This is a genomic window from Pseudomonas fluorescens, assembly GCF_902497785.1.
In the GTDB taxonomy this organism is placed as follows: Bacteria; Pseudomonadota; Gammaproteobacteria; order Pseudomonadales; family Pseudomonadaceae; genus Aquipseudomonas; species Aquipseudomonas fluorescens_BO.
Window position 1 is genome coordinate 449,640 of record NZ_CABVHK010000001.1, and the last position, 20,387, is coordinate 470,026.

A 20,387-nucleotide genomic window follows, 5' to 3' on the forward strand; every position below is an offset into this window, starting at 1 on the left:
GGGAGAACACGCATGTTCGCTTTGTTACGACGCTCCACCCGTTGCCTCGCGGTTGCCCTCACGGCCGCCGCATTGACCGCGCCTGTGTTTGCGCTGGACACCGTCAAGTTCATGGCCCCCGGCTCGGTGGGCGGCGGGTACGACCAGACGGCGCGGGTGCTGGGCAAAGCCTTGATCGAGGCCAAGAGCGCGAAATCCGCCACTTTCGAGAACAAGGGGGGAGCAGGGGGTACGTTGGGGCTGGCGCAATTTGCCAACAGCACCAAGGGCGATCCGAATGCGTTGCTGGTGGTCGGCGCGATCATGGTCACCGGTATCGAGCAGAACAAACCGCAGATTACCTTGAAGGATGTGACGCCAATTGCGCGGCTTTTTACCGAATACAACGTGATCGCCGTGCGCAAGGAGTCGCCGTATCAAACGCTGGACGATTTGGTAAAAGACTTTAAAGCCAATCCCCCAAGCGTCACGTTCGGCGGTGGCTCCAAGGGTTCGATTGATCACATCGGCATCGCCGATCTGGCGAGCAAGATGGGAATCCCGGTCAACAAGGTTAATTACCTGGCCTTCGCTGGCGGCGGCGAGGTGGTTGCTGCGGCATTGGGCGGGCAAATCAAGGTCATCACCGGCGGTTATGCCGAGCTGGGTCAATACATCAGAAACGGCCAGTTCCGTGTGCTCGCCATCGGCGCACCGGAACGCGTCGAAGGCATCGATGCGCCGACGCTTAAAGAAAGCGGGTATGACGTGATCATCGGCAACTGGCGCGGGGTCTACGGCGCCGCAGGTCTGACGCCTGAGCAGCGTAAAGAAGTGACCGACGCGGTGCTGGCTGCCGCTGACAGCAAGGTATGGAAGGACAACGTCGCCACCAATAAATGGGCACCGAACATTTTGACCGGTGACGAGTTCGGCAAATTTGTCGACGAGGAGCACGTGCGCCTGCGTGCGATGCTGGTCGAGGTCGGGCTGGTCAAGCCATGACGCCAGTGCGCAGGGTCGTGCCCGTGCAGTTGGCGATCAGTGCCGGAGTGATCGCCATCAGCGCCGCGCTCGCATATGGCGCCTGGCAGTTCCCTGCCGAGATGGGGTTCGTCATCCTCGGTGCCTACGTTTATCCCTACGCCGTTGCGCTGTTCCTGGCGGGCGTGGGCGTGGTGCTGAGCTATCAAGCCGTGACCGGCGGCTTTCGCGAACTGGCCGACCACGAAGACGAGTCTGCCAAAGTGATCCCCGGCGGCAAGGCCGGGGTGGCCTGGGTAACGGCGGGGCTGCTGGGCGTCGCGGTGCTGATCAATCTCATCGGTTTCGTTCTGGCCGCCGCGCTGTTATTTGCCTGTTCGGCGCGGGGTTTCGGCAGTCGCCATCCGCTGCGCGACCTGGCGATCGGCATTGCCCTGACGCTGCCGATTTACTGGCTGTTCAACGCCGGGCTGGGGGTTTCCCTACCACCGCTTGTCAACGCCTGGATCTGATCCGGGCCGAAGGAGATCAACTGGGTGGATATTCTCGCAAGCCTGGCCATGGGCTTTTCTTCGGCGCTGACCCCGATCAATTTGATGTGGGGGTTTATCGGCTGTCTGCTCGGTACTGCCATCGGTGTGCTGCCGGGCATCGGACCGGCGCTGACAGTCGCGCTGCTGCTGCCGATTACCGCCAAGGTCGACCCCACCGGCGCGCTGATCATGTTCGCCGGCATTTACTACGGCGCCCAGTTCGGTGGATCCACGACGTCGATTTTGCTCAATACCCCGGGCGAGTCGTCTTCGATGGTCACGGCGCTGGAAGGCAACCTGATGGCGCGCAATGGTCGGGCCGGGCCGGCCCTGGCCACGGCGGCCATCGGCTCGTTTGTCGCCGGCACCATCGCCACGGTGCTGCTGACCTTGTTCGCGCCCATCGTGGCCAAACTGGCACTCAAATTTGGTCCCGCGGAGTACTTCGCGATTCTGGTGTTGTCGTTCACCACGGTGTCGGCGGTGCTCGGGGCGTCAATGTTGCGCGGCTTCGCTTCACTGGGGATCGGCCTGACCGTTGGTTTGATTGGTCTGGATTCGACTTCGGGGATTGCCCGCTACACCCTGGGCGTCCCCGAGCTGGTCGATGGCATCGAAGTCGTGCTGGTGGCGGTCGGCTTATTTGCAGTGGGCGAGGCGCTGTACAGTCTTCTGTACCACAAAGAAGAGGCGACGGGCCGCCATCGCCTGACTTCGTTGTGGATGACCTGCGCCGACTGGAAACGCTCGGTGCCGGCCTGGCTGCGCGGCACGCTGATCGGTTTTCCCTTTGGCTCGATTCCGGCCGGGGGCGCGGAGATCCCGACGTTTCTGTCCTATTCGACCGAACGCAAGCTGAGCAAATACCCGAAAGAATTTGCCGCCAGCAAAGGCGAGGGCGCCATCGAGGGTGTCGCCGGGCCGGAAGCTGCCAACAATGCGAGTGCAACGGGGTCTCTGGTGCCACTGCTAACGCTGGGTATCCCGACATCCGCCACCGCAGCCATCCTGTTGGCCGCATTCCAGAACTACAACCTGCAACCGGGGCCGCTGCTTTTCGAAACCTCGGGAGAATTGGTCTGGACCCTGGTTGCATCGTTGTACATCGGCAACGTTATTTTATTGGTGCTGAACCTGCCGTTGGTGGGGCTCTGGGTGAAACTCCTGCAAATCCCCCGACCGTATTTGAATGCCGGAATTCTGGTGTTCGCCACCATTGGCGTATATGGCATGCGCCACTCTTCGTTCGACCTGTTGCTAATGTTGGCGATCGGTTGGGGCGGGGTGCTGATGCGACGGTTCGACTTCCCCGTCGCCCCGGTGATCGTCGGCATGCTGCTGGGGCCGATGGCGGAAAAACAGTTGCGTAACGCCTTGTCGATCAGTCAGGGCGACTGGACCGTATTTGTGACCCAACCGATTTCTGCGGCGTTTCTGGCGTTGACGCTTCTGGTGCTGGTGGTCCCGCATTTGCTACACGCCAGGGGTATCAAGCTGCATGAAGATGATTGAGTTGGCTGGTATGGCGGTCTGCGAGGCGGCCTCTGAGCCGACCGGGCTTCACGCCGCCGCGCCCACACGCTCGGCTTGTAATGAGCCACTGTGGGAGCGAGCCTGCTCGCGAATACGGACTGTCATCCGCCATGGGAGGTAACTGACATGACGCCATCGCGAGCAGGCTCGCTCCCACAGGGGATTTTGTTGGGCATGGCATTGAGTTTAAGCCTTCACCGGTGATGAGCCTGACCGGACTTGACGACATGTCGGCTGCTAAGTCGCCAACATTTGTCCTTTGAGCGACACCAACTGGCTTATTAGCGTTAGCTGGCATTCAGCACGCACGTTAGAGTCGAGGCCTCGTTTATCGCCGCCGCCGGATGCTCCCCATGACCCGCCCTCGTTTCTTGCCCGACAACTTCACCCTGACCCTCATAGGCGTGGTAGTTCTTGCCAGCCTGCTGCCGGCCAGCGGGCAGGTCGCGGTCGGTTTTGGCTGGCTGACCAACAGCGCCATTGCCCTGCTGTTTTTCCTCCACGGCGCCAAACTCTCGCGTGAGTCGATCATCGTCGGTGCCGGTCACTGGCGCCTGCATTTGCTGGTGTTCGGGTTAACGTTTGTGCTGTTCCCGCTGATCGGACTGGCGCTCAAACCGCTGCTGTCGCCGTTGATCGGCGATGAACTGTACATGGGCATGCTTTACCTCTGCGCACTGCCGGCTACGGTGCAATCGGCCATCGCCTTCACGTCATTGGCTCGGGGAAACATTCCGGCGGCGATTTGCAGCGCGGCGGCCTCGAGCCTGTTCGGGATTTTCCTCACACCGTTGCTGGTGACCCTGCTGCTGAACGTGCACGGCGACGGTGCCTCGACCCTCGATGCAATCATGAAAATCAGCGTGCAACTGCTGCTGCCGTTCGTGGCCGGGCAGATCGCCCGGCGCTGGATCGGCGCCTGGGTGGCGCGCAACAAGAGCTGGCTGAGATTTGTCGACCAAGGCTCGATCCTGCTGGTGGTCTACGGTGCTTTCAGCGAAGCGGTGATCGAGGGCATCTGGCAGCAGATTCCGTTCTGGGAACTGGCTGGGCTGGTGGTCGTCTGCTGCATCGTCCTGGGGCTGGTATTGGCGGCGGCCACAGTGCTGGGCAAAGCGTTTGGCTTCAATCAGGAAGACCGCATCACCATCCTTTTCTGCGGTTCGAAGAAAAGCCTGGCCACTGGCGTGCCAATGGCCCAGGTGCTATTCGCTGGCAGCACCATCGGCGTGTTGATCCTGCCGCTGATGCTGTTCCACCAGATACAGTTGATGGTCTGCGCCGTCCTTGCGCAGCGCTACGCCAATCGCCCGGAATCGGTTCCTGAACTGATGGCTCAGGTTGACCCTTGAGAGAGGCTGACCGTGCACGCATTGCCTTATTGCCCGTCCACAAGTCGAACCAGTTGCAGAGGATTGCTCTCCCTCAGTGCTTCCGGCAACAACGCGTCCGGAAAGCCCTGATAAGCAACCGGACGCAAGAAACGATCAATCGACGTCATCCCCACCGAGGTGAAGCGGCTGTCGGACGTGGCCGGAAACGGCCCGCCGTGAACGGTGGCGTAGGTCACTTCCTGCGGATGGGCGAAGGCGTTGACCACGATGCGCCCGGTGCGCCGCTCCAACACCGGCAACAGGCGCTGAGCCAACGGCAGATCACTTTCCTCCAGGTGCACGGCAGCGCTGAGTTGCCCCTTGAGCGAGCGGGCGACGGCGAGCAATTGATCCTCATCCTCGACCGTTACCAACAGCGCAGACGGACCAAACACCTCCTGCGCCAGTACCGCCTCGCTCAAGAAGCGTTGGCCGTCGACTTCAAGCAATGCCGACTGGCCGTCAACGTCTGCATGGGCGGGCGAGCCTTGGACAATGCGACGGGCGCCGGCGTTTTCCATGGCGGCGAGACCGTTCAGGTAGGACCCATGAATCCCCGGCGTCAGCATCGTCCGCGCCGGCGCCTCGGCCACACGCTTGGCCATCGCCTCTCGCAGCGCTTCAACGCCAGCGCCCTTGATCGCAACCAGCAGCGCGGGCCTGAGACAGGCTTGCCCGACGTTGACCAGCATGCGCTCGCTAAAACCGTCGCCGATCTGCGCGCCACGTTCGGCCAGGGCGGCGGGCAGGATGAACGTAGGGTTGATGCTGGTCATTTCGGTGAACACCGGAATCGGATCGGGCCGTAGCTGCGCCCGGCGATACAGCGCCATGCCGCCGTGTTCCGAGCCGGTGAAGGTCACCGCCTTGATCAGCGGATGATCGACCAACGCTTCGCCAATCGTGTTGCCGCTGCCGCGCACCATCGAGAAAACACCGTCGTGCAACCCGTGTTGCTGCACCGCTTTTCGAATGGCCCGCGCCTGAATTTCCGACGCCCCGGGATGCGCGTTGTGCGCTTTGAGGATCACCGTCGCGCCGGCGGCCAATGCCGACGCGGTATCGCCACCGGCAACCGAATAGGAGATCGGAAAATTGCTCGCACCGAAAATCGCCACCGGGCCGATGGCGATTTTTTGCAGCCGATGGTCCGTGCGTGGGCGAGGCTGGCGATCAGGTTGTGCCGGGTCGATGGCCAGTTGCAGAAAGCGGCCTCTGCGCACTACCTCGGCGAACTGTCGGAACTGTGTGGCAGCTCGGGTGACTTCGCCTTCGAGTTGAACCGCCGGTAGTCCGGTTTCAAGCGCGGCTCTCGCCGCCAATGGTTCGCGGACGGCCTCAAGATTGGCGGCAATGCTCTCCAGGAACGCCGCACGCTCGGCCAGCGACGTATGACTGTAGCTGTCAAAGGCCTCGTCGGCGAGCGTGGCCGCCTGGTGGACTTGCGCGGCACCGCCCAAGGCAAAATCCGGGTCGATCAGTTGGTTGATGGCGGGATTGAGCGCCTTCATCGTGCCTTCCGTGGCCGGGACATCCTCGGCGCCGATGATCAGGTTTCCTGTCAGTTTCATCCGCTGTCACTCCTGGCCAAGCGTGGCGATGAGCTCATTCGTCGTCACAATCGAATGCGCGAACGTCGGGCCATTCAGCTCGTGGGCGGCGTGCATCATTTCCGGGCGGAAAGCCGCAGTGGCGTCCCGCACGAGGGTGACGTGGTAACCGAGTTCCGACGCGTAGCGTGCGGTGGCTTCGATGCAGGTATTGGCCAGCAGACCCACGATAATCACGTGGCTGATGCCTTTCTGCTTGAGGCGAAAATCGAGGTCGGTGTTGGCAAAGCCGCTGGAGCCCCAATGTTCCTGCACGACGATGTCGCCTGCCTGCGGCGCGAAATCCGGGTGCCATTCGCCGCCCCATTCGCCGCGTGCGAAGTGGTGCATGTGCTGGACTTTGCACTGGGTGGGGGTTGGGTGATCCCAGTTTTCGTAGTCGCCTTGTTCCCAGCGGCGGTGCGGTACGATGACCACCGGAATGTCGAGGGCGCGGACCGCACGGTCGAGCGCGCGCAGGTTGTCGAGCAAGCCGACCTGCTCGGCGATCGGTTCGATCAAGGGATACACCTTGCCGCCTTCCGAGAGAAAATCGTTGTAAGGATCGACCAGCAAATAGGCGGTTCTGTTGAGCGGGTAAAGGGCGTTCGACATGACGATATTCTCCACAGGGGATGAGTGACCGGTGCCGTGGGCTTGCCCTGGCATCATGTTGATATGATAATCATAGTAACAGTGAAAGAGGCAAGTCCGTATGTCGATAAATACCAGTGTTCCCGACACTCTGTGCCCGATTTCCCGGGCCGAGGCAATCGTGGGCGACCGCTGGACGGTGCTGGTCCTGCGTGAGTTGTTCATGGGGAGCCATAGGTACGACGAAATCCAGGCGCAGACCGGCGGCACCCCGCAAATGGTCGCTGCACGCCTGAAAAATCTGGAAGCGGACGGCCTGGTCGAGCGCCGCCTCTATAACGAACGACCGCCACGCTACGAGTACCACCTCACGGAAAAGGGCCAGGCGTTTTACTCGGTGGTGCTGGCGCTGCGCGCCTGGGGGGAAACCTGGTGCAAGTCGCCGGAGGAAGGCCTGGCGGTGGTGTATACGCACACAACCTGCGGCGAGCCCGCCGGGTTGGGACCGCAGTGCGCACATTGTGGCGAAGTGTTGCGCCGTGACCAGTTGATCAGCGAGCAGAGCGCGGCCTACAGCGCCGAACGACAGGCCCGGCGCGCGGCGTTCAAAGGCAAGCGTGATGATTAACCATTTGCGCCGATGCCTCGTGTAGGAGCCGGCTTGCTGGCGATAGCAGTGATTCAGTCAACACGTTTATCGACTGATCGGACGCCATCGCCAGCAAGCCGGCTCCTACAAGGCTGATTAGAACGTCGGCGTGTACTTCACGCTGAACATCACGTTGCGCGGGTCGCCGTAGTTGTTGTTGCCGTTGAGCTGGTTATAGCCCGCCGTAAAGTAAGTCTTGTCGAACAGGTTGTTGGCATTCATCGCCAGCTCTATTTCTGGCGTTACCTGATAGCCGACCCGGGCATTCCACACCGCGTAACCCGGTACGTTGACCGAGTGGTCGTAACCGAGCGTATGGGTTTGGGCGGTGAAGCCCAGGCCGGTGCTCACACGATTCCAGTCGCCGCTGAACTGATAGTTGCCCCACACCCGCAGCATGTGTTTTGGCGTCCACCAGCTGAAGACTTTGCCTTCGTTCGCCGGGTCCTTGAGGTATTTGGTGGTGTTGTAGGTGTAGCCGGCGAACAGTTGCAGCCCGTCGAACACTTCGCCGCTGATTTCCGCGTCGATCCCCTGGCTGCGAACTTTCCCCGATGGCGTCGAGCAATACCAACCATCGCAGACTTGCTCAGACTGCATATCGACGACGGGCCGGTTTTCCTGGTCATAACGGAACACGGCCAGGGAGGTGTTGATCCGGCCGTCCATCAGCTCACCCTTGAGACCGATTTCGTAGTTGCTGCCGATCACCGGTTTGAGCACCGAACCGGCTTCGGTGCGCGCGGTTTGCGGTTCGAAAACGTCGGTGTAGCTGGCGTAAACGGCCCACTCGCGGCTCAGGTCATAGACGATGCCGGCGTAAGGCGTGACTTCCCCGGTTTCGTTGGTCGTGCTGTCGGGGTTGGCGGTAACGCCGGACGTGTCCTCGGTCCAGCTCCTGTAGCTGTAGTCGTACCAACTGACCCGCGAGCCGAGCACCAGCGTCAGCGAGTCGATTGGCTTGACTCGCCAGCTGCCATACAGGCCTTTTTGGCGGATGTCATATTTGCTCGGGGTGCCCCGTCCCCCAGGGGAATCAATCAGGCCGTCGTAGCTGATTTCCGGGCGGTTCTGATCGAGATCGAAAATGTTGTCGGTGCTGTTATTGAACGTGCGGGCGAATTTGTCGTCCGTGGTCAGCTTCGAATAGTTGCCGCCGACCATGATTTCCTGCTGCATCGACAGGGCTTCGAATTTGCCGATGAGGTTCATGTCCACGCCGATCTTCGTGGAGTCGAAATCCGAAACGAAGTCGGCGTATTGCACACCGCTGCCATCGGCGGCAATGGCAGTGCCGCTGGATTGCGTCCGTTGGTTTTTAGCCTTGTTGGTTTCAGTCATGCGCACGGCGCCGACCTTGAACGCCCAGTCGTCGTTGAAGCGGTGTTCCAGATCGGCATAGAGGGTGGTGACGTCGATGTCCGAATGGTTCCACTTCGCGCCGGTGTAGGTTTTGCGCGGCAGATCGATCGCCTTGCCGTCGGCGTAGCGCGGAAAGCCCCGGACCATCGGGCGCGATTCGCCATCGGACTGGCTTACCGCGAGGCCCAGGGTGGTGTCGTCACGCAGATCGAAGTCCAGCGCACCGTACAGCGAGGTGGTCTTGCTCCATTCCGAATCGACGAACGAGTGGCTGTCGTCCTGATCGGCGACGACGCGTCCACGCACCGTACCGGTCTGGTTCAGCGGGCCGCCGGCGTCCAGTTGCAGGCCGTAGTGATCCCAGGAGCCGGCCTTGCCGGTGAGGGTCACGGTTGGCGCGTTCTGGCCGCGTTTGCGCACCAGATTGACGGCGCCGCCGGGGCTGCCGGTGCCTTGCAGCAGACCGGATGCGCCACGCAACACTTCCATGCGATCGAAAAAGATCAGGTCCTGCGTCGCCCAGTTGCCCAGCGCATAGGTGTTGCGCGGGATCGGCACGCCGTCGTATTGCCAGTCATCAATCTGGAAACCGCGCGAAGTCAGGATCATGCCTTTGCCCACGCCCTGAGCGCCGACCAGACCCGTGGTCTTGTTGGCCGCGTCCTTGAGGTCCGTCAGGCCCTGGTCGTCCATTTGTTTGCGGGTCATCACCGTGACCGACTGCGGAATTTCCTTGAGGGTGTGGGTGCCTTTGCCGATGGTCACCGCCCGTGAGGTGTAGGAGCCCGAGCCTTCGGTGGTGGCGTCGGCGCTGCGTTCGACGATGGTGGTGACACCCAGTTGCAGCGCGGCACTGCTGTCGGTGGCGGGCTCGACGCTGAAGTTGCCTTGTTCCGTGACGCGCAACTGCAGGCCGCTGCCCGACAGGGCTTGTTGCATCGCTTGTTCGGCGGGCATCTTGCCGACCACCGCTGGCGCTTGTTTACCCTGGACCAGCGAAGGTTCCAGGGAAACGATATGCCCGCTCTGGCTGGCGATGGCATTCAGCGTGCTGGCGAGTGGTCCGGCCGGCACATTGAAGCTCAGATCCTGCGCCTGCGCCAAAGTGGAACTTGCCAGCGTTGCGAGGGCAACGGCGACAGAAAGGGTGTGGGGCCACGGGTTGAACACAGCGTTCTCCTGAAAATGTGGAAGTGTCAGGAGATAGGTGGGATGAGAAACGGAAACCGGACACGAATGAGAGTGATTTTCAAAAAATAGTCGTCGGCGAGATTATTTCGCACGAATCAGCGTCAGCCATGGACTGTAGTGATCGACGCGGATCGGCAGGGTTTCCGCCAACGCGGCGAAGACCCGTTCGGGATCGTTCAACGGGAAAACCCCCTGAACGCGCAACTGGCGAACCTCGGGAGCGACGCGCACAAACCCCCGGTGGTAGGGGCGTAGTGCGTCAACCACCCGTTCCAGTGGATCGTCCAGCACATTCAACCGTCCGCTGAGCCAGTCGGCACGGTGGCTTTGATCGCCGGCCAGCGGGGCAATGTTCCCGGAGCGCAACAAAGCCGACTGACCTTCCTGCACATTCAGCGTCGTGCCATCGAACAGGCGGGCTTCAACCGAGTGCTGCAGCACCACCACGCGAGTGGCGTCCTGCTCCTGGGCGACGAGGAAACGCGTGCCCAACGCGCGAATTTCACCTTGCGCGGTGCGCACGCGCAGGGGGCGACGAGGATCGGCGGCGACCTGAATCACCAGTTCACCGTGGCGCAAAACCACCAAGCGTTGCTGGTCATCGAAGCGCAGGTCTACAGCGCTGTCGGCATTCAGGCTCAGGCGGCTGCCGTCGTCCAGAGTGAAGTCCTGACGCTGACCGCGTCCGCTGTGCAGATCCGCCAGCAGCGAGTCGCCCCACGGGCTGCGAGCACCGAGCCAGGCAGCGCCGCCGAGCAGGCCGAGTCCGGCGATCACCCTGAGCGCATCGCGGCGCGACGCCTGGGGTTGCAGCAGCAGTTGGCGCACTTCGCCGGCCTGGCCGGGTACGCGACGATCCAGTGCGCGAACCGTGTTGAAGGAACCGCCGAGTCGCTCCTGCAACGTCGCCCAGGCTTTGGCGTGTGCCGGATCGAGTGCCAGCCACGCATTGAAACGTTCTTGCAGCGACGCATCGGGGTTGCCGGCGCGTAGACGCACCATCCAGTCAATCGCCTGTTCGCTGACGGGATCGAGGCGCAACTTGCTCATAACGCCACCTCGCTCAGGTAACACTGACGCAATGCCTGCTTCATGTAACGACTGACCGTGCGTTCCGACAGCCCCAGTTTCTGCGCAATGGCCACGTAGCTCAGGCCGTCCAGTTGGCTGTAGAGGAAGGTCGCCTTGACCAGCATCGGCAAACCGTCAATGGCGCGGTCGATGGCGACCAAAGCTTCGATCAACAACAATTGTTCTTCGGGGGAGGGCGCGAGCGCTTCGGGCAGCGTGGACAGGCGTTCGAGGTAGGCCAGTTCGAGCTTGCGCCGGCGATGACGGTCAAAGATCAGGCGTCGGGCGATGGTCGACAGGTACGCGCGGGGTTGTTCGATGCTGTCCGGGTCGACTCGCGCCACCAGCAACTGGCAAAACGTATCGGCGGCCGTGTCCTCGGCGTCCGCGTGATTGCGCAGGTGACGCTGAATATGCTGCAGCAGCCAGCGATGATGGTCGCTGAAAAAGAAACCCAGCTTGCTGGTCGGAGGAGGTTGCACCGGTCGGCTTTCCAGATGTTAGTGCGAATTGTTCTCAATATTACCTGTGGGATGATGGCCGCCGCAATCTCTGGTTTCGATGTTCCCTGCGGACCGGCGATGATCCAATGTGGGAGCGAGCCTGCTCGCGAAGGCCTTGGAACATTCGACATCGATGTTACCTGTCAGACCGTTTTCGCGAGCAGGCTCGCTCCCACATTGATCGGCGGTGACGTGCTGTGCGAATGCCTACCGACAGTTTTGTCCCTTACACTTGGGGCACCATCGGCCATGCGCCCGGAGAACATGAGCGGATGCGCACCTGGAGCAAGTTCAAGACGGCCACGGGGAGGCCGACGCTCGGGTTGAACCAGTGCCTGTTGACCGCAGGTTGCCTGTTTCAGGCGGTCTGGAATCATCAGTCGGGCCAGCCCATGGCGTGGGGGATCAAGGATTACGAGAAAGAGGCCCGCTGCCTGTAGGAGCGAGCTTGCTCGCGATTACGGACTGACATTCACCATTGATGTTGACTGAAACGAAGCCTTCGCGAGCAGGCTCGCTCCCACGGGTATCCATTGCACACCCAGAAAGAAGGGGACATCACTAACGGATGTCCCTTTCATTACGCCCTCAGAACTTGAACGCCTGACGCCCTACCAACAGCCATTTGCCTTTCTGTTTCTGCCAGATCTGGAAGTTTTCGATTTCGGTCGGGATCACTTCAGTGCCTTTCAACGCCTGTGCCGAGAAGTGGTTGCGAACCAGCGCGACGTCACCGGACAGGGTGATGGTCTGGTTTTGCATCTCGAGGGTTTTGAAGGCGCTTCTGCCGGTTTCGATGTCGGCGATGTATTCCTGTTTGTTTTGAATCTTGCCGCTGGAATGGCCGTAGGTCAGGTTTTCGGCGGTGAGCGCGTTGAGGTCGGGAATGTTCTTTTTCAGCATCGCCTGGGTCAGATGATCGACGGCCTGGGCGACGTCTTTTTCGCCGGTGGACGGGCCAGCCGCCACGTAGCCACTGAAGAGGCACAGAAAGCCAATCAGCAATTTGGTTTTTTTCATCGGTGGGTCCTTGTTGTTGTGGATGATCGACTGAGGTTCAAAAAACTCGATTCGTCAGTCGTCGTACAACCTAGCATGCGCTGAGAAAAAAACGAACTTGCCGGATGGCCTTTTCTCCAAGGTTAAGGAGCCGGGGCAGAGGAGGTCTGAAATGAGCAAAACGATCAGCGCCAGCGAACTGGGCATTCATTTTGAAAAGGATGACGAAGGCGCCTTGTTCAAATGGTTTATCGCCAGCTTCCTCATGGGTAAACGCATTCAGGCTGACATCGCCGCGCAGGCGTATCGCGTGATTGTTGAAAAGTACTCCCGCGACACCGCGCGAAAGTTGGGTAGCTGTACCCATCGCGAGCTGGTGCTAATGCTGGGTGAAGCCCATTACGTGCGCTACGACGAAACCACGGCCAAGCGCCTGTTGAGTTTGAGTAAAAAACTCGGCGATGAGTACGGCGGCAAAATTGGCAACATCCGCGAAGCCAGCGCGGATCGTCGGGCCTTTGAACAGCGCTTGCTTGAGTTTGAAGGCGTAGGCCCGACGACGGTGGAGATTTTCATGCGTGATGCTGGCGGAGCGCTCTTTTGAAGGACCTGATTCAAACGCCGCCGATCTATATCGGCTGTGCCGGCTGGACGTTGCCTCGAGCCGACTGGCCGAAGTTTTCCCCGGAAGGCACACACCTGCGACGGTATGCGTCGCAACTGACGGCCGTTGAAATCAACAGCTCGTTTTACCGGCCCCATCGCCCGCAAACTTACTTGCGCTGGGCGCAGTCAGCGCCGGCGTTATTCCGATTTTCGGTCAAGCTGCCCAAGCTCATCACCCATCTCCAGCGACTGCAGAATTGCGAGTTATTGCTCGACGAATTCTTGCTGCAGTGCACCGCGTTGGGCGAGTCCTTGGGTTGTCTGCTGATTCAGTTGCCGCCATCGCTGGTTTATGACGAGGCCATCGGCGCGGCATTTTTCAGGGCGCTGCGCCAACGTTTCGCCGGGCCGGTGGTGCTTGAGCCGCGGCATGCAAGCTGGCTCGACGCAGACGCTTTGTTGATCGAGCAGAAAATCGGCCGGGTCGCCGCGGATCCATCGCCCATTCCCGGCGGTGATTCGCCGGGAGGCTGGCCGGGGATTCATTACTGGCGCTGGCACGGCTCGCCGCGCATTTATCACAGTGAGTACGATCAGCACCCATTGCAGATGCTGGCGCGACAGGTGCACAGCGCGCAGCAGGCAGGCGTTGTCACCTGGTGCATTTTCGATAACACCGCCAGCGGTTTCGCCGTGGGCAATGCGCTGACCCTGCAAAAACTGGCGGGTGGCGCCCCCTGAAAAAGCCCCGCTGACGACCGCATGTCGTAAACAAGCGTGCGACAGCAGATAGCCTTCAATTCCCCGTTGGCGCAGTCGATAACCTGTTCAGCAAAGCCGTCCCCGGAGGGCTTTTCCCAACTGACAGGGGACCCCCACAGTGTCGATAAAATTACGCTTGATTCTGCTGATTGGCACCGGCCTGCTCACGGCTTTGATCATGAGCCTGGTCAGTTACCTGGGAAATTCGCACATGGCGACGGCGGTGAATGACAACGAGGTCAGCATGACCGCGCTGCGCAATCACCTCGAAGCCGACATGATGCACGACGCCCTGCGCGCAGACGTACTGTCGGCGATGCTGGTCGGGCTGGGTAAAAGCACCAGCAGCACAGCCGAAGTGCGCAGTTCCATCGAGGAGCACGCCGCGCATTTTCGTGAAGTGCTCGGCGCCAACCTCAAATTGCCGGTCAACGATACGATCAAGGCCGGCCTGGACAAGGTCAAGCCCAGCCTCGATACCTACATCAGTGCCGCTGAACGCATCGTCGGCCTGGCCCTGGAAAACCCGCAGGCCGCGCAACAGGAACTGGGCAACTTCAACGCTGCGTTCAGTCAGCTCGAAGACCAGATGGCTGCGCTCAGCGAGTTGATTGAAAGCAACACGCAGCACACCAGCGCGGGGACCGCAGACGCCATCAGCGACGCCAACTTCACGCTGGCTATGGTGCTTTGTGCCAGTCTGTTGCTGCTACTCGCCCAAGGTCGCTGGGTGATTCTGAGCATCATGGGACCGCTGCGAACCGCCAGCCGGATTGCCCAGAGCATCGCCCACGGCAACCTCAGCGAACCGATTATCGAGCCCGTTCGCAAGGACGAAGCCAGCGCGCTGATCCGCAGCCTCGCGACCATGCAGCGCGACTTGCGCGGGATGATCGAGGTGGTGCGCAGCAACGCCCACGGCGTCAGCGGCATGAGCGAACAATTGAGCAACGGCTGTCACGAAGTCGCCGGCAGCAGCCAGCAGCAAAGCGTCGCGGCCAGCACCATGGCCGCCGCGGCGAGTGAAATGACCGCGAGCATCGAGGAAATCACCCGCCACGCCGACCGCGCGTTGAGCATGGCCAATCAGGCCGAGGCGCTGGCCAAGGACGGTGGTCGGGTGATCCATCAGGTGGTCAACGACATGGACGGCATTGCGCGTTCGGCGCAGCAATCGGCGCAAGTGATCCGCACGCTGGACAAGGAATCCGAGGGTATTTTCAGCATCATCCAGGTGATCAAGGGCATCGCTGATCAGACCAACCTGTTGGCGCTGAATGCTGCCATCGAGGCCGCTCGCGCCGGTGAGCAAGGCCGTGGCTTTGCTGTGGTGGCGGACGAAGTACGCAGCCTGGCCGGGCGCACCAGCGCTTCTACTCAGGAAATCGCCACGATGGTTGCACGCATTCAGCAAAGCACCCGCGAGGCGGTGACCAGCATGGAGGCGGGCGTGGCGCAGGTGGACAAGGGCATGGCGGTGACCGCCGACGTCGAGCGCGCTATTCGTGAGATTCTCGAGGCCACGTTGAACACCACGCACCTGGTGAATGACATCTCGCGCACGATTGGTGAGCAGAGCCTGGCGAGCAATGAAATTGCCCATCAGGTGGAGATGATTGCGGGGATGTCGGAAGGCAACAGCAGGGTGATCGGGCAGACGGCTTCGACGACGGATGAGTTGTCGGCGCTGGCGGGGAAGTTGTCGCAATCGGTGGATCGGTTCCGATTGTGATGCGCGACTAAAAGATCGCAGCCTTCGGCAGCTCCTACTACGCGTGAAATCTCGTAGGAGCTGCCGAAGGCTGCGATCTTTTGATCTAAAGGTATTTATCCGTCACAGCCCCCTCCGAAGCACTCGACACGGTCTTCGCATACTTCGCCAACACCCCGCGTTTGTACTTCGACTCCGGCCGCACCCAGCGGGTTTTGCGTTCGGCCAGTTCGGCGTCTGAAACCTCGACCGTAATCTGCCGGGTTTCAGCATCGATGACGATTCGGTCGCCATCCTCGATCAACGCAATCGGCCCGCCTTCAAACGCTTCCGGCGTGATGTGCCCGACCACAAAACCGTGCGATCCCCCGGAAAAACGTCCGTCGGTGATCAGCGCCACGTCCTTGCCCAACCCTTTGCCCATCACCGCCGACGTCGGCGACAGCATCTCGCGCATGCCCGGGCCACCCTTGGGCCCTTCGTAGCGAATCACGATCACGTCGCCCGCTTTCACCTCGCCGTTGAGAATGCCGGCCAGCGCGCCTTCTTCGCCGTGATAGACCCTTGCCGTGCCTTCAAAGCGCAGGCCTTCCTTGCCGGTGATCTTGGCCACCGCGCCAGTCGGCGACAGGTTGCCGCGCAGCACCACCAGGTGCGAATCCTTCTTTATCGGCTGGTCGAACGGCAGAATCACGTCCTGGCCTTCGGGATAGTCGGCTACGTTTTGCAGGTTTTCCGCGAGGGTTTTTCCGGTCACCGTCAGCACATCACCGTGCAACATGCCGGCGGCGAGCATGCGTTTCATCAGCGGTTGAATGCCGCCGATGGCGACCAGTTCGCTCATCATGTATTGACCGCTGGGACGCAGGTCGGCGACCACCGGCGAAACCTTGCCCAACTCGACAAAATCATCCAGCGTCAGCTCGACGTCGACCGCATGCGCCATGGCCAGCAAATGCAGCACCGCATTGGTCGAGCCGGCGAGGGCGATCACTACGCGAATCGCGTTCTCGAAGGCTTTGCGGGTCATGATGTCGCGTGGTTTCAGGTCCAGTTTGAGCAATTCCATGACTTGCTGGCCGGCCCGGAAGCTGTCTGAAGCCTTGTCGCCGCCGACCGCATCCTGCGAGCTCGAGCCGGGCAAACTCATGCCCAGCGCTTCAATGGCCGCCGCCATGGTGTTGGCGGTGTACATGCCGCCGCAGGAACCGGGGCCGGGGATCGCCACTTCCTCGATCTGCTTGACCTGAATCTCGTTGATGTCTCCGCGGGCGTTCTGGCCTACCGCTTCGAACACGGAAATGATGTCGGTGTGGCCGGCGCCGGGGCGAATGGTGCCGCCGTACACGAAGATCGAAGGGCGGTTCAGCCGCGCCATGCCAATCAGGCAGCCCGGCATGTTCTTGTCGCAACCGCCGACCGTCACCAGGCCGTCAAAGCCTTCGCAGCCGGCAACCACTTCGATCGAATCAGCAATCACCTCCCGCGACACCAGCGAATACTTCATGCCTTCGGTGCCGTTGGCGATGCCGTCAGAAATGGTGATGGTGTTGAAAATCACGCCTTTGGCGCCGGCGGCATTCGCGCCTTTTTCAGCCTCGATGGCGAGTTTGTCGATGTGCATGTTGCACGGCGTGACCATCGCCCAGGTCGAGGCAATGCCGATCTGCGGCTTCTTGAAGTCCTCGTCGGTGAAACCCACGGCGCGCAGCATTGAGCGGCCCGGGGCGCGCTCGATGCCGTCGACCACTTGCGAGGAATATTTGCGCAGATTATCTGTGTCGCTCATGACTGCTCCTCATCGGCTCATCGAAAAAATCAGGTTGAGTATAGTGGCCTTGGCACGCGCGTTCGGACTATCAAGTCGGGAACAGACGCGCGGGTTTGTCGTGTCGTGATATTCTTCGCAACAACTTGGTTTGACCTATTCAGTTTGCGTGTCCTCAAGACGCGCCAACAGAATCACTGTCGCTCAAGTAGCTGAAGCCAATAAAGATAAAAAGTCAGTTCAGAAGGGACATATAAACTGAGGTCGATGGAACACGTCGGCCTTGTGTGCCCACCCTCCAGTTGTTAGGCGCGCCCCACGGTATCCTGCCTGAATACCGCGTAAAACAAGGGCTTCGCTTTAAGAACGGAAGGGCGGATGGCGTTTTATCATAGGTGCTACAGATGTTTAAAAGAATGAACACGGCCCTGCTGGGGCTGGCTTTGTCGATGGGGATCACGTCCGTTCACGCGGAAGAGGCAAAGAAAGTCGATGTGCTGCTCATCGGTGGCGGCATCATGAGCGCGACCCTGGGTGTCTGGCTGAATGAGCTGGAACCTGGCACCTCGATGGAAATGATCGAGCGCCTCGACGGCGTCGCCCTGGAAAGCTCCAACGGCTGGAACAACGCCGGCACCGGGCACTCCGCCCTGGCCGAGTTGAACTACACCCCGGAAGACGACAAGGGCAACGTACAGATTCCGAAGGCCGTTGAAATCAACGAAGCCTTCCAGATCTCCCGCCAGTTCTGGTCGTGGCAGGTGCAGCAAGGCGTGCTGAAAAACCCGCGCTCGTTCATCAATTCCACTCCACACATGAGCTTTGTGTGGGGCGATGACAACATCAAGTTCCTGAAAAAGCGCTACGAGGCCCTGCAAGCGAGCCCGTTGTTCGCCGGCATGCAGTATTCCGAAGACCCGGCGGTGATCAAGAAGTGGGTTCCGCTGATGATGGAAGGGCGTGACCCGAACCAGAAAATCGCGGCCACCTGGTCGCCGATCGGCACCGACGTCAACTTTGGCGAAATCACCCGCCAGTTCGTTGCGCATCTGCAGACCACACCGAAGTTCGACTTGAAACTGTCCAGCGAAGTGCAGGACATCACCAAGAACGACGACGGCACCTGGCGCGTCAGCTACAAAAACCTGAAAGACGGCAGCAAATCCGAGACCGACGCCAAGTTCGTGTTCATCGGCGCCGGCGGCGGTGCACTGCACCTGCTGCAGAAGTCCGGCATTCCTGAAGCCAAGGAATACGCAGGCTTCCCGGTTGGCGGCTCGTTCCTCGTCACCGAAAACCCGACCCTGGCCGAGCAACACCTGGCCAAGGCCTACGGCAAAGCCTCCGTCGGCGCACCGCCGATGTCGGTTCCGCACCTGGACACCCGTGTCCTGGACGGCAAGCGCGTGATCCTGTTTGGCCCGTTCGCGACCTTCAGCACCAAGTTCCTCAAAGAAGGCTCGTACCTGGACCTGCTGACGACCACTACCACACATAACGTGTGGCCAATGACCAAGGTCGGCATCAAGGAATACCCGTTGGTCGAGTACCTTGCAGGTCAACTGATGCTGTCGGACGAAGACCGCCTCAACGCCTTGAAAGAATACTTCCCGAACGCCAAGGCCGAAGACTGGCGCCTGTGGCAAGCCGGTCAGCGCGTGCAAATCATCAAGCGTGATGAAGCCGCTGGCGGCGTGCTGAAACTGGGCACCGAAATCGTTGCTTCCGCTGACGGCTCGATTGCCGGCCTGCTGGGCGCCTCGCCGGGTGCTTCGACTGCTGCACCGATCATGCTGACCGTGCTGCAGAAAGTCTTCAAGGACAAGGTGGCTTCCCCGGCCTGGCAGGAAAAACTGCACCAGATCGTGCCGAGCTATGGCACTCAGCTGAATGGCAGTCCTGAGAAAGTTGCGCAGGAGTGGGCTTACACCGCGAAGGTGCTGGAACTGACGCCGCCGCCGGTGATTGGCCAGGTAGCGGCCCCGGCTGCTGCGCCGGCTGAAGCGCCTAAAGCGCCGAAGGCTAATGCTGCGAGTGATATGGCGCTGTAAAAAGATGCCTTGCCAGTGATGGTGAGGTGTTTGGTGTTGGAGTGATCTGATAGCTACGACAAGCCTTGTCCCATGTTTACGTGGGGCAGGGCTTTTTTGTTTTCAGTTGAGGGTGATGGACTGCTGGGTGTTGGTTTTTTTGATTTGTGTTTGGGTACATATCCGTTTTTTCGGTAACGGCTGATATTGGTTTCGCCCTTACGGCGAGTCACTTTTGAAAAGCGCAAAAGTAACCCAAACGCTCTTGCCCCACCACTCGGCACCTCGCTTGGGCTCGGTGTGCCCTCACTCCGGCATTGCTCCGCGGGTCGCCGCGAAGGGCCGTCCCTGGCCCAGCGCGGCTAAACCGGCATCCTTGCCGGTTTCCCCGCTGCGCAATGCCTGCGTTCGGCCAGCGTGGTTAACGGGGCGCCCAGATCAAAATCAACATCAAAACCGCGGCGGCCTTAGAGCCGACCGGGGCATCAAGCGGGCGCGCTGCGCTTGTTTGATCGTGCACAACCTCTGGGCTGAAGACATTCCCTGTGGGAGCGAGCTTGCTCGCGATAGCGGTGCGTCTGGCGACGGAGATTTTGAGGGTGTACATATCCATTCCTGGGGTAACGGCTGCTATTGGTTTCGCCCTTACGGCGAGTCACTTGCAAAAGCGGCAAGTAACCAAACGCTCTTGCCCCACCACTCGGCACCTCGCTCAGGCTCGGTGTGCCCTCACTCCGGCATTGCTCCGCGGGTCGCCGCGAAGGGCCATCCCTGGCCCAGCGCGGCTAAACCGGCATCCTTGCCGGTTTCCCCGCTACGCAATACCTGCGTTCGGCCAGCGTGGTTAACGGGGCGCCCAGATCAAAATCAAAACCGCGGCGGCCTGAGGGCCGACCGGGGCATCAAGCGGGCGCGCTGCGTTTGTTTGATCGTGCACAACCTCTGGGCTGAAGACATTCCCTGTGGGAGCGAGCTTGCTCGCGATAGCGGAGTGTCAGTCGCCATCAATGTTGACTGTGAGTCCGCCATCGCGAGCAAGCTCGCTCCCACAGGGATTGTTGTTGGGCATGGAATTGGTGTTCAGCGCCGATGGCCTGATCGAACTCACCGTCAGGTCGGCCCGAAGGCCGCCGCGGTTTTGATTTTGATT

The 20,387-nt window shown here is 60.7% G+C and carries 16 protein-coding genes and 2 pseudogenes; 11 read left to right on the forward strand and 7 right to left on the reverse strand.

Annotation, left to right across the window (positions count from 1 at the left end):
• The first annotated feature begins 12 nt into the window (after positions 1 to 12).
• The 4 genes from F8N62_RS02210 (at position 13) to F8N62_RS02230 (ending at position 4,381) form a co-directional block, all read left to right on the forward strand.
• Positions 13 to 984: a tripartite tricarboxylate transporter substrate binding protein gene (locus tag F8N62_RS02210; RefSeq protein WP_150709420.1), complete on the forward strand. Its 972-nt coding sequence runs from the start codon at positions 13 to 15 to the stop codon at positions 982 to 984.
• Positions 981 to 1,475 carry a tripartite tricarboxylate transporter TctB family protein gene (locus tag F8N62_RS02215; protein ID WP_150709421.1) on the forward strand — a complete coding sequence of 165 codons (495 nt, stop codon included), beginning with the start codon at positions 981 to 983 and terminating at the stop codon, positions 1,473 to 1,475. The genes F8N62_RS02210 and F8N62_RS02215 overlap by 4 nt, the downstream gene beginning before the upstream one ends.
• Before the next feature lie 24 nt (positions 1,476 to 1,499).
• Positions 1,500 to 3,008 carry a tripartite tricarboxylate transporter permease gene (locus F8N62_RS02220; RefSeq protein WP_150709422.1) on the forward strand — a complete coding sequence of 503 codons (1,509 nt, stop codon included), beginning with the start codon at positions 1,500 to 1,502 and terminating at the stop codon, positions 3,006 to 3,008.
• Positions 3,009 to 3,382: 374 nt separating this feature from the next.
• Positions 3,383 to 4,381, forward strand: coding sequence for a bile acid:sodium symporter family protein (locus tag F8N62_RS02230; RefSeq protein ID WP_150709423.1), 999 nt, complete (start codon positions 3,383 to 3,385; stop codon positions 4,379 to 4,381).
• A gap of 26 nt (positions 4,382 to 4,407) precedes the next feature.
• Here F8N62_RS02230 and F8N62_RS02235 read toward each other — a convergent pair whose 3' ends face one another.
• On the reverse strand, positions 4,408 to 5,973 hold the full coding sequence (locus tag F8N62_RS02235) for an aldehyde dehydrogenase (NADP(+)) (RefSeq protein ID WP_150709424.1): 1,566 nt from the start codon (positions 5,971 to 5,973) through the stop codon (positions 4,408 to 4,410).
• A gap of 6 nt (positions 5,974 to 5,979) precedes the next feature.
• Positions 5,980 to 6,606, reverse strand: a complete 627-nt coding sequence (locus F8N62_RS02240) for an isochorismatase family cysteine hydrolase (protein ID WP_150709425.1) — start codon at positions 6,604 to 6,606, stop codon at positions 5,980 to 5,982.
• A gap of 100 nt (positions 6,607 to 6,706) precedes the next feature.
• Here F8N62_RS02240 and F8N62_RS02245 point away from each other — a divergent pair, with 100 nt between their 5' ends.
• A complete protein-coding gene (locus F8N62_RS02245; RefSeq protein ID WP_150709426.1) occupies positions 6,707 to 7,213 on the forward strand; it encodes a winged helix-turn-helix transcriptional regulator in 507 nt (168 codons plus the stop codon).
• A 117-nt stretch (positions 7,214 to 7,330) separates the two neighbouring features.
• Here the strand turns inward: F8N62_RS02245 and F8N62_RS02250 are convergent, their stop codons facing one another.
• The 3 genes from F8N62_RS02250 to F8N62_RS02260 all read right to left on the reverse strand — a co-directional run bounded on the left by F8N62_RS02250 (position 7,331) and on the right by F8N62_RS02260 (position 11,340).
• Positions 7,331 to 9,766 carry a TonB-dependent siderophore receptor gene (locus tag F8N62_RS02250; RefSeq protein WP_150709427.1) on the reverse strand — a complete coding sequence of 812 codons (2,436 nt, stop codon included), beginning with the start codon at positions 9,764 to 9,766 and terminating at the stop codon, positions 7,331 to 7,333.
• 102 nt (positions 9,767 to 9,868) lie between these two features.
• A complete protein-coding gene (locus F8N62_RS02255) occupies positions 9,869 to 10,837 on the reverse strand; it encodes a FecR domain-containing protein (protein WP_150709428.1) in 969 nt (322 codons plus the stop codon).
• Positions 10,834 to 11,340: a sigma-70 family RNA polymerase sigma factor gene (locus F8N62_RS02260; protein WP_150709429.1), complete on the reverse strand. Its 507-nt coding sequence runs from the start codon at positions 11,338 to 11,340 to the stop codon at positions 10,834 to 10,836. Before F8N62_RS02260 ends, F8N62_RS02255 begins: the two co-directional genes overlap by 4 nt.
• Before the next feature lie 293 nt (positions 11,341 to 11,633).
• Here F8N62_RS02260 and F8N62_RS02265 point away from each other — a divergent pair.
• A pseudogene (locus F8N62_RS02265) lies at positions 11,634 to 11,780 on the forward strand (nucleotidyltransferase family protein); the annotation flags it as partial.
• A 169-nt stretch (positions 11,781 to 11,949) separates the two neighbouring features.
• Here the strand turns inward: F8N62_RS02265 and F8N62_RS02270 are convergent.
• The gene (locus tag F8N62_RS02270; protein WP_150709430.1) at positions 11,950 to 12,381 is read right to left on the reverse strand and encodes a nuclear transport factor 2 family protein; all 432 of its coding nucleotides are present in this window, start codon (positions 12,379 to 12,381) and stop codon (positions 11,950 to 11,952) included.
• Between the two features lie 151 nt (positions 12,382 to 12,532).
• On the opposite strand from F8N62_RS02270, the gene F8N62_RS02275 reads away from it, so the two are divergent.
• The 4 genes and pseudogenes from F8N62_RS02275 (at position 12,533) to F8N62_RS32240 (ending at position 15,460) form a co-directional block, all read left to right on the forward strand.
• A complete protein-coding gene (locus F8N62_RS02275; protein WP_150709431.1) occupies positions 12,533 to 12,964 on the forward strand; it encodes a DNA methylase in 432 nt (143 codons plus the stop codon).
• The gene (locus F8N62_RS02280; protein WP_150709432.1) at positions 12,961 to 13,707 is read left to right on the forward strand and encodes a DUF72 domain-containing protein; all 747 of its coding nucleotides are present in this window, start codon (positions 12,961 to 12,963) and stop codon (positions 13,705 to 13,707) included. The genes F8N62_RS02275 and F8N62_RS02280 overlap by 4 nt, the downstream gene beginning before the upstream one ends.
• Before the next feature lie 139 nt (positions 13,708 to 13,846).
• Positions 13,847 to 14,602, forward strand: a pseudogene (locus F8N62_RS32235) (MCP four helix bundle domain-containing protein); the annotation flags it as partial.
• A 132-nt stretch (positions 14,603 to 14,734) separates the two neighbouring features.
• Complete coding sequence (locus F8N62_RS32240) at positions 14,735 to 15,460, forward strand: methyl-accepting chemotaxis protein (protein ID WP_412071963.1); 726 nt, start codon at positions 14,735 to 14,737, stop codon at positions 15,458 to 15,460.
• Between the two features lie 85 nt (positions 15,461 to 15,545).
• Here F8N62_RS32240 and ilvD read toward each other — a convergent pair whose 3' ends face one another.
• The gene (ilvD, locus tag F8N62_RS02290) at positions 15,546 to 17,228 is read right to left on the reverse strand and encodes a dihydroxy-acid dehydratase (RefSeq protein ID WP_150709434.1); all 1,683 of its coding nucleotides are present in this window, start codon (positions 17,226 to 17,228) and stop codon (positions 15,546 to 15,548) included.
• Positions 17,229 to 17,611: 383 nt separating this feature from the next.
• Here ilvD and mqo point away from each other — a divergent pair, with 383 nt between their 5' ends.
• Positions 17,612 to 19,258, forward strand: a complete 1,647-nt coding sequence (mqo, locus tag F8N62_RS02295; protein ID WP_150709435.1) for a malate dehydrogenase (quinone) — start codon at positions 17,612 to 17,614, stop codon at positions 19,256 to 19,258.
• The last annotated feature ends 1,129 nt before the right edge of the window (positions 19,259 to 20,387 follow it).

Bases quoted from the DNA above. Each gene is read 5' to 3' on its own strand.
- F8N62_RS02210 (WP_150709420.1), top strand. From the start codon at position 13: ATGTTCGCTTTGTTACGACGCTCCACCCGTTGCCTCGCGGTTGCCCTC.
- F8N62_RS02215 (WP_150709421.1), top strand. From the start codon at position 981: ATGACGCCAGTGCGCAGGGTCGTGCCCGTGCAGTTGGCGATCAGTGCC.
- F8N62_RS02230 (WP_150709423.1), top strand. From the start codon at position 3,383: ATGACCCGCCCTCGTTTCTTGCCCGACAACTTCACCCTGACCCTCATA.
- F8N62_RS02235 (WP_150709424.1), bottom strand. From the start codon at position 5,973: ATGAAACTGACAGGAAACCTGATCATCGGCGCCGAGGATGTCCCGGCC.
- F8N62_RS02240 (WP_150709425.1), bottom strand. From the start codon at position 6,606: ATGTCGAACGCCCTTTACCCGCTCAACAGAACCGCCTATTTGCTGGTC.
- F8N62_RS02245 (WP_150709426.1), top strand. From the start codon at position 6,707: ATGTCGATAAATACCAGTGTTCCCGACACTCTGTGCCCGATTTCCCGG.
- F8N62_RS02255 (WP_150709428.1), bottom strand. From the start codon at position 10,837: ATGAGCAAGTTGCGCCTCGATCCCGTCAGCGAACAGGCGATTGACTGG.
- F8N62_RS02270 (WP_150709430.1), bottom strand. From the start codon at position 12,381: ATGAAAAAAACCAAATTGCTGATTGGCTTTCTGTGCCTCTTCAGTGGC.
- F8N62_RS02275 (WP_150709431.1), top strand. From the start codon at position 12,533: ATGAGCAAAACGATCAGCGCCAGCGAACTGGGCATTCATTTTGAAAAG.
- F8N62_RS32240 (WP_412071963.1), top strand. From the start codon at position 14,735: ATGGCCGCCGCGGCGAGTGAAATGACCGCGAGCATCGAGGAAATCACC.
- ilvD (WP_150709434.1), bottom strand. From the start codon at position 17,228: ATGAGCGACACAGATAATCTGCGCAAATATTCCTCGCAAGTGGTCGAC.
- mqo (WP_150709435.1), top strand. From the start codon at position 17,612: ATGTTTAAAAGAATGAACACGGCCCTGCTGGGGCTGGCTTTGTCGATG.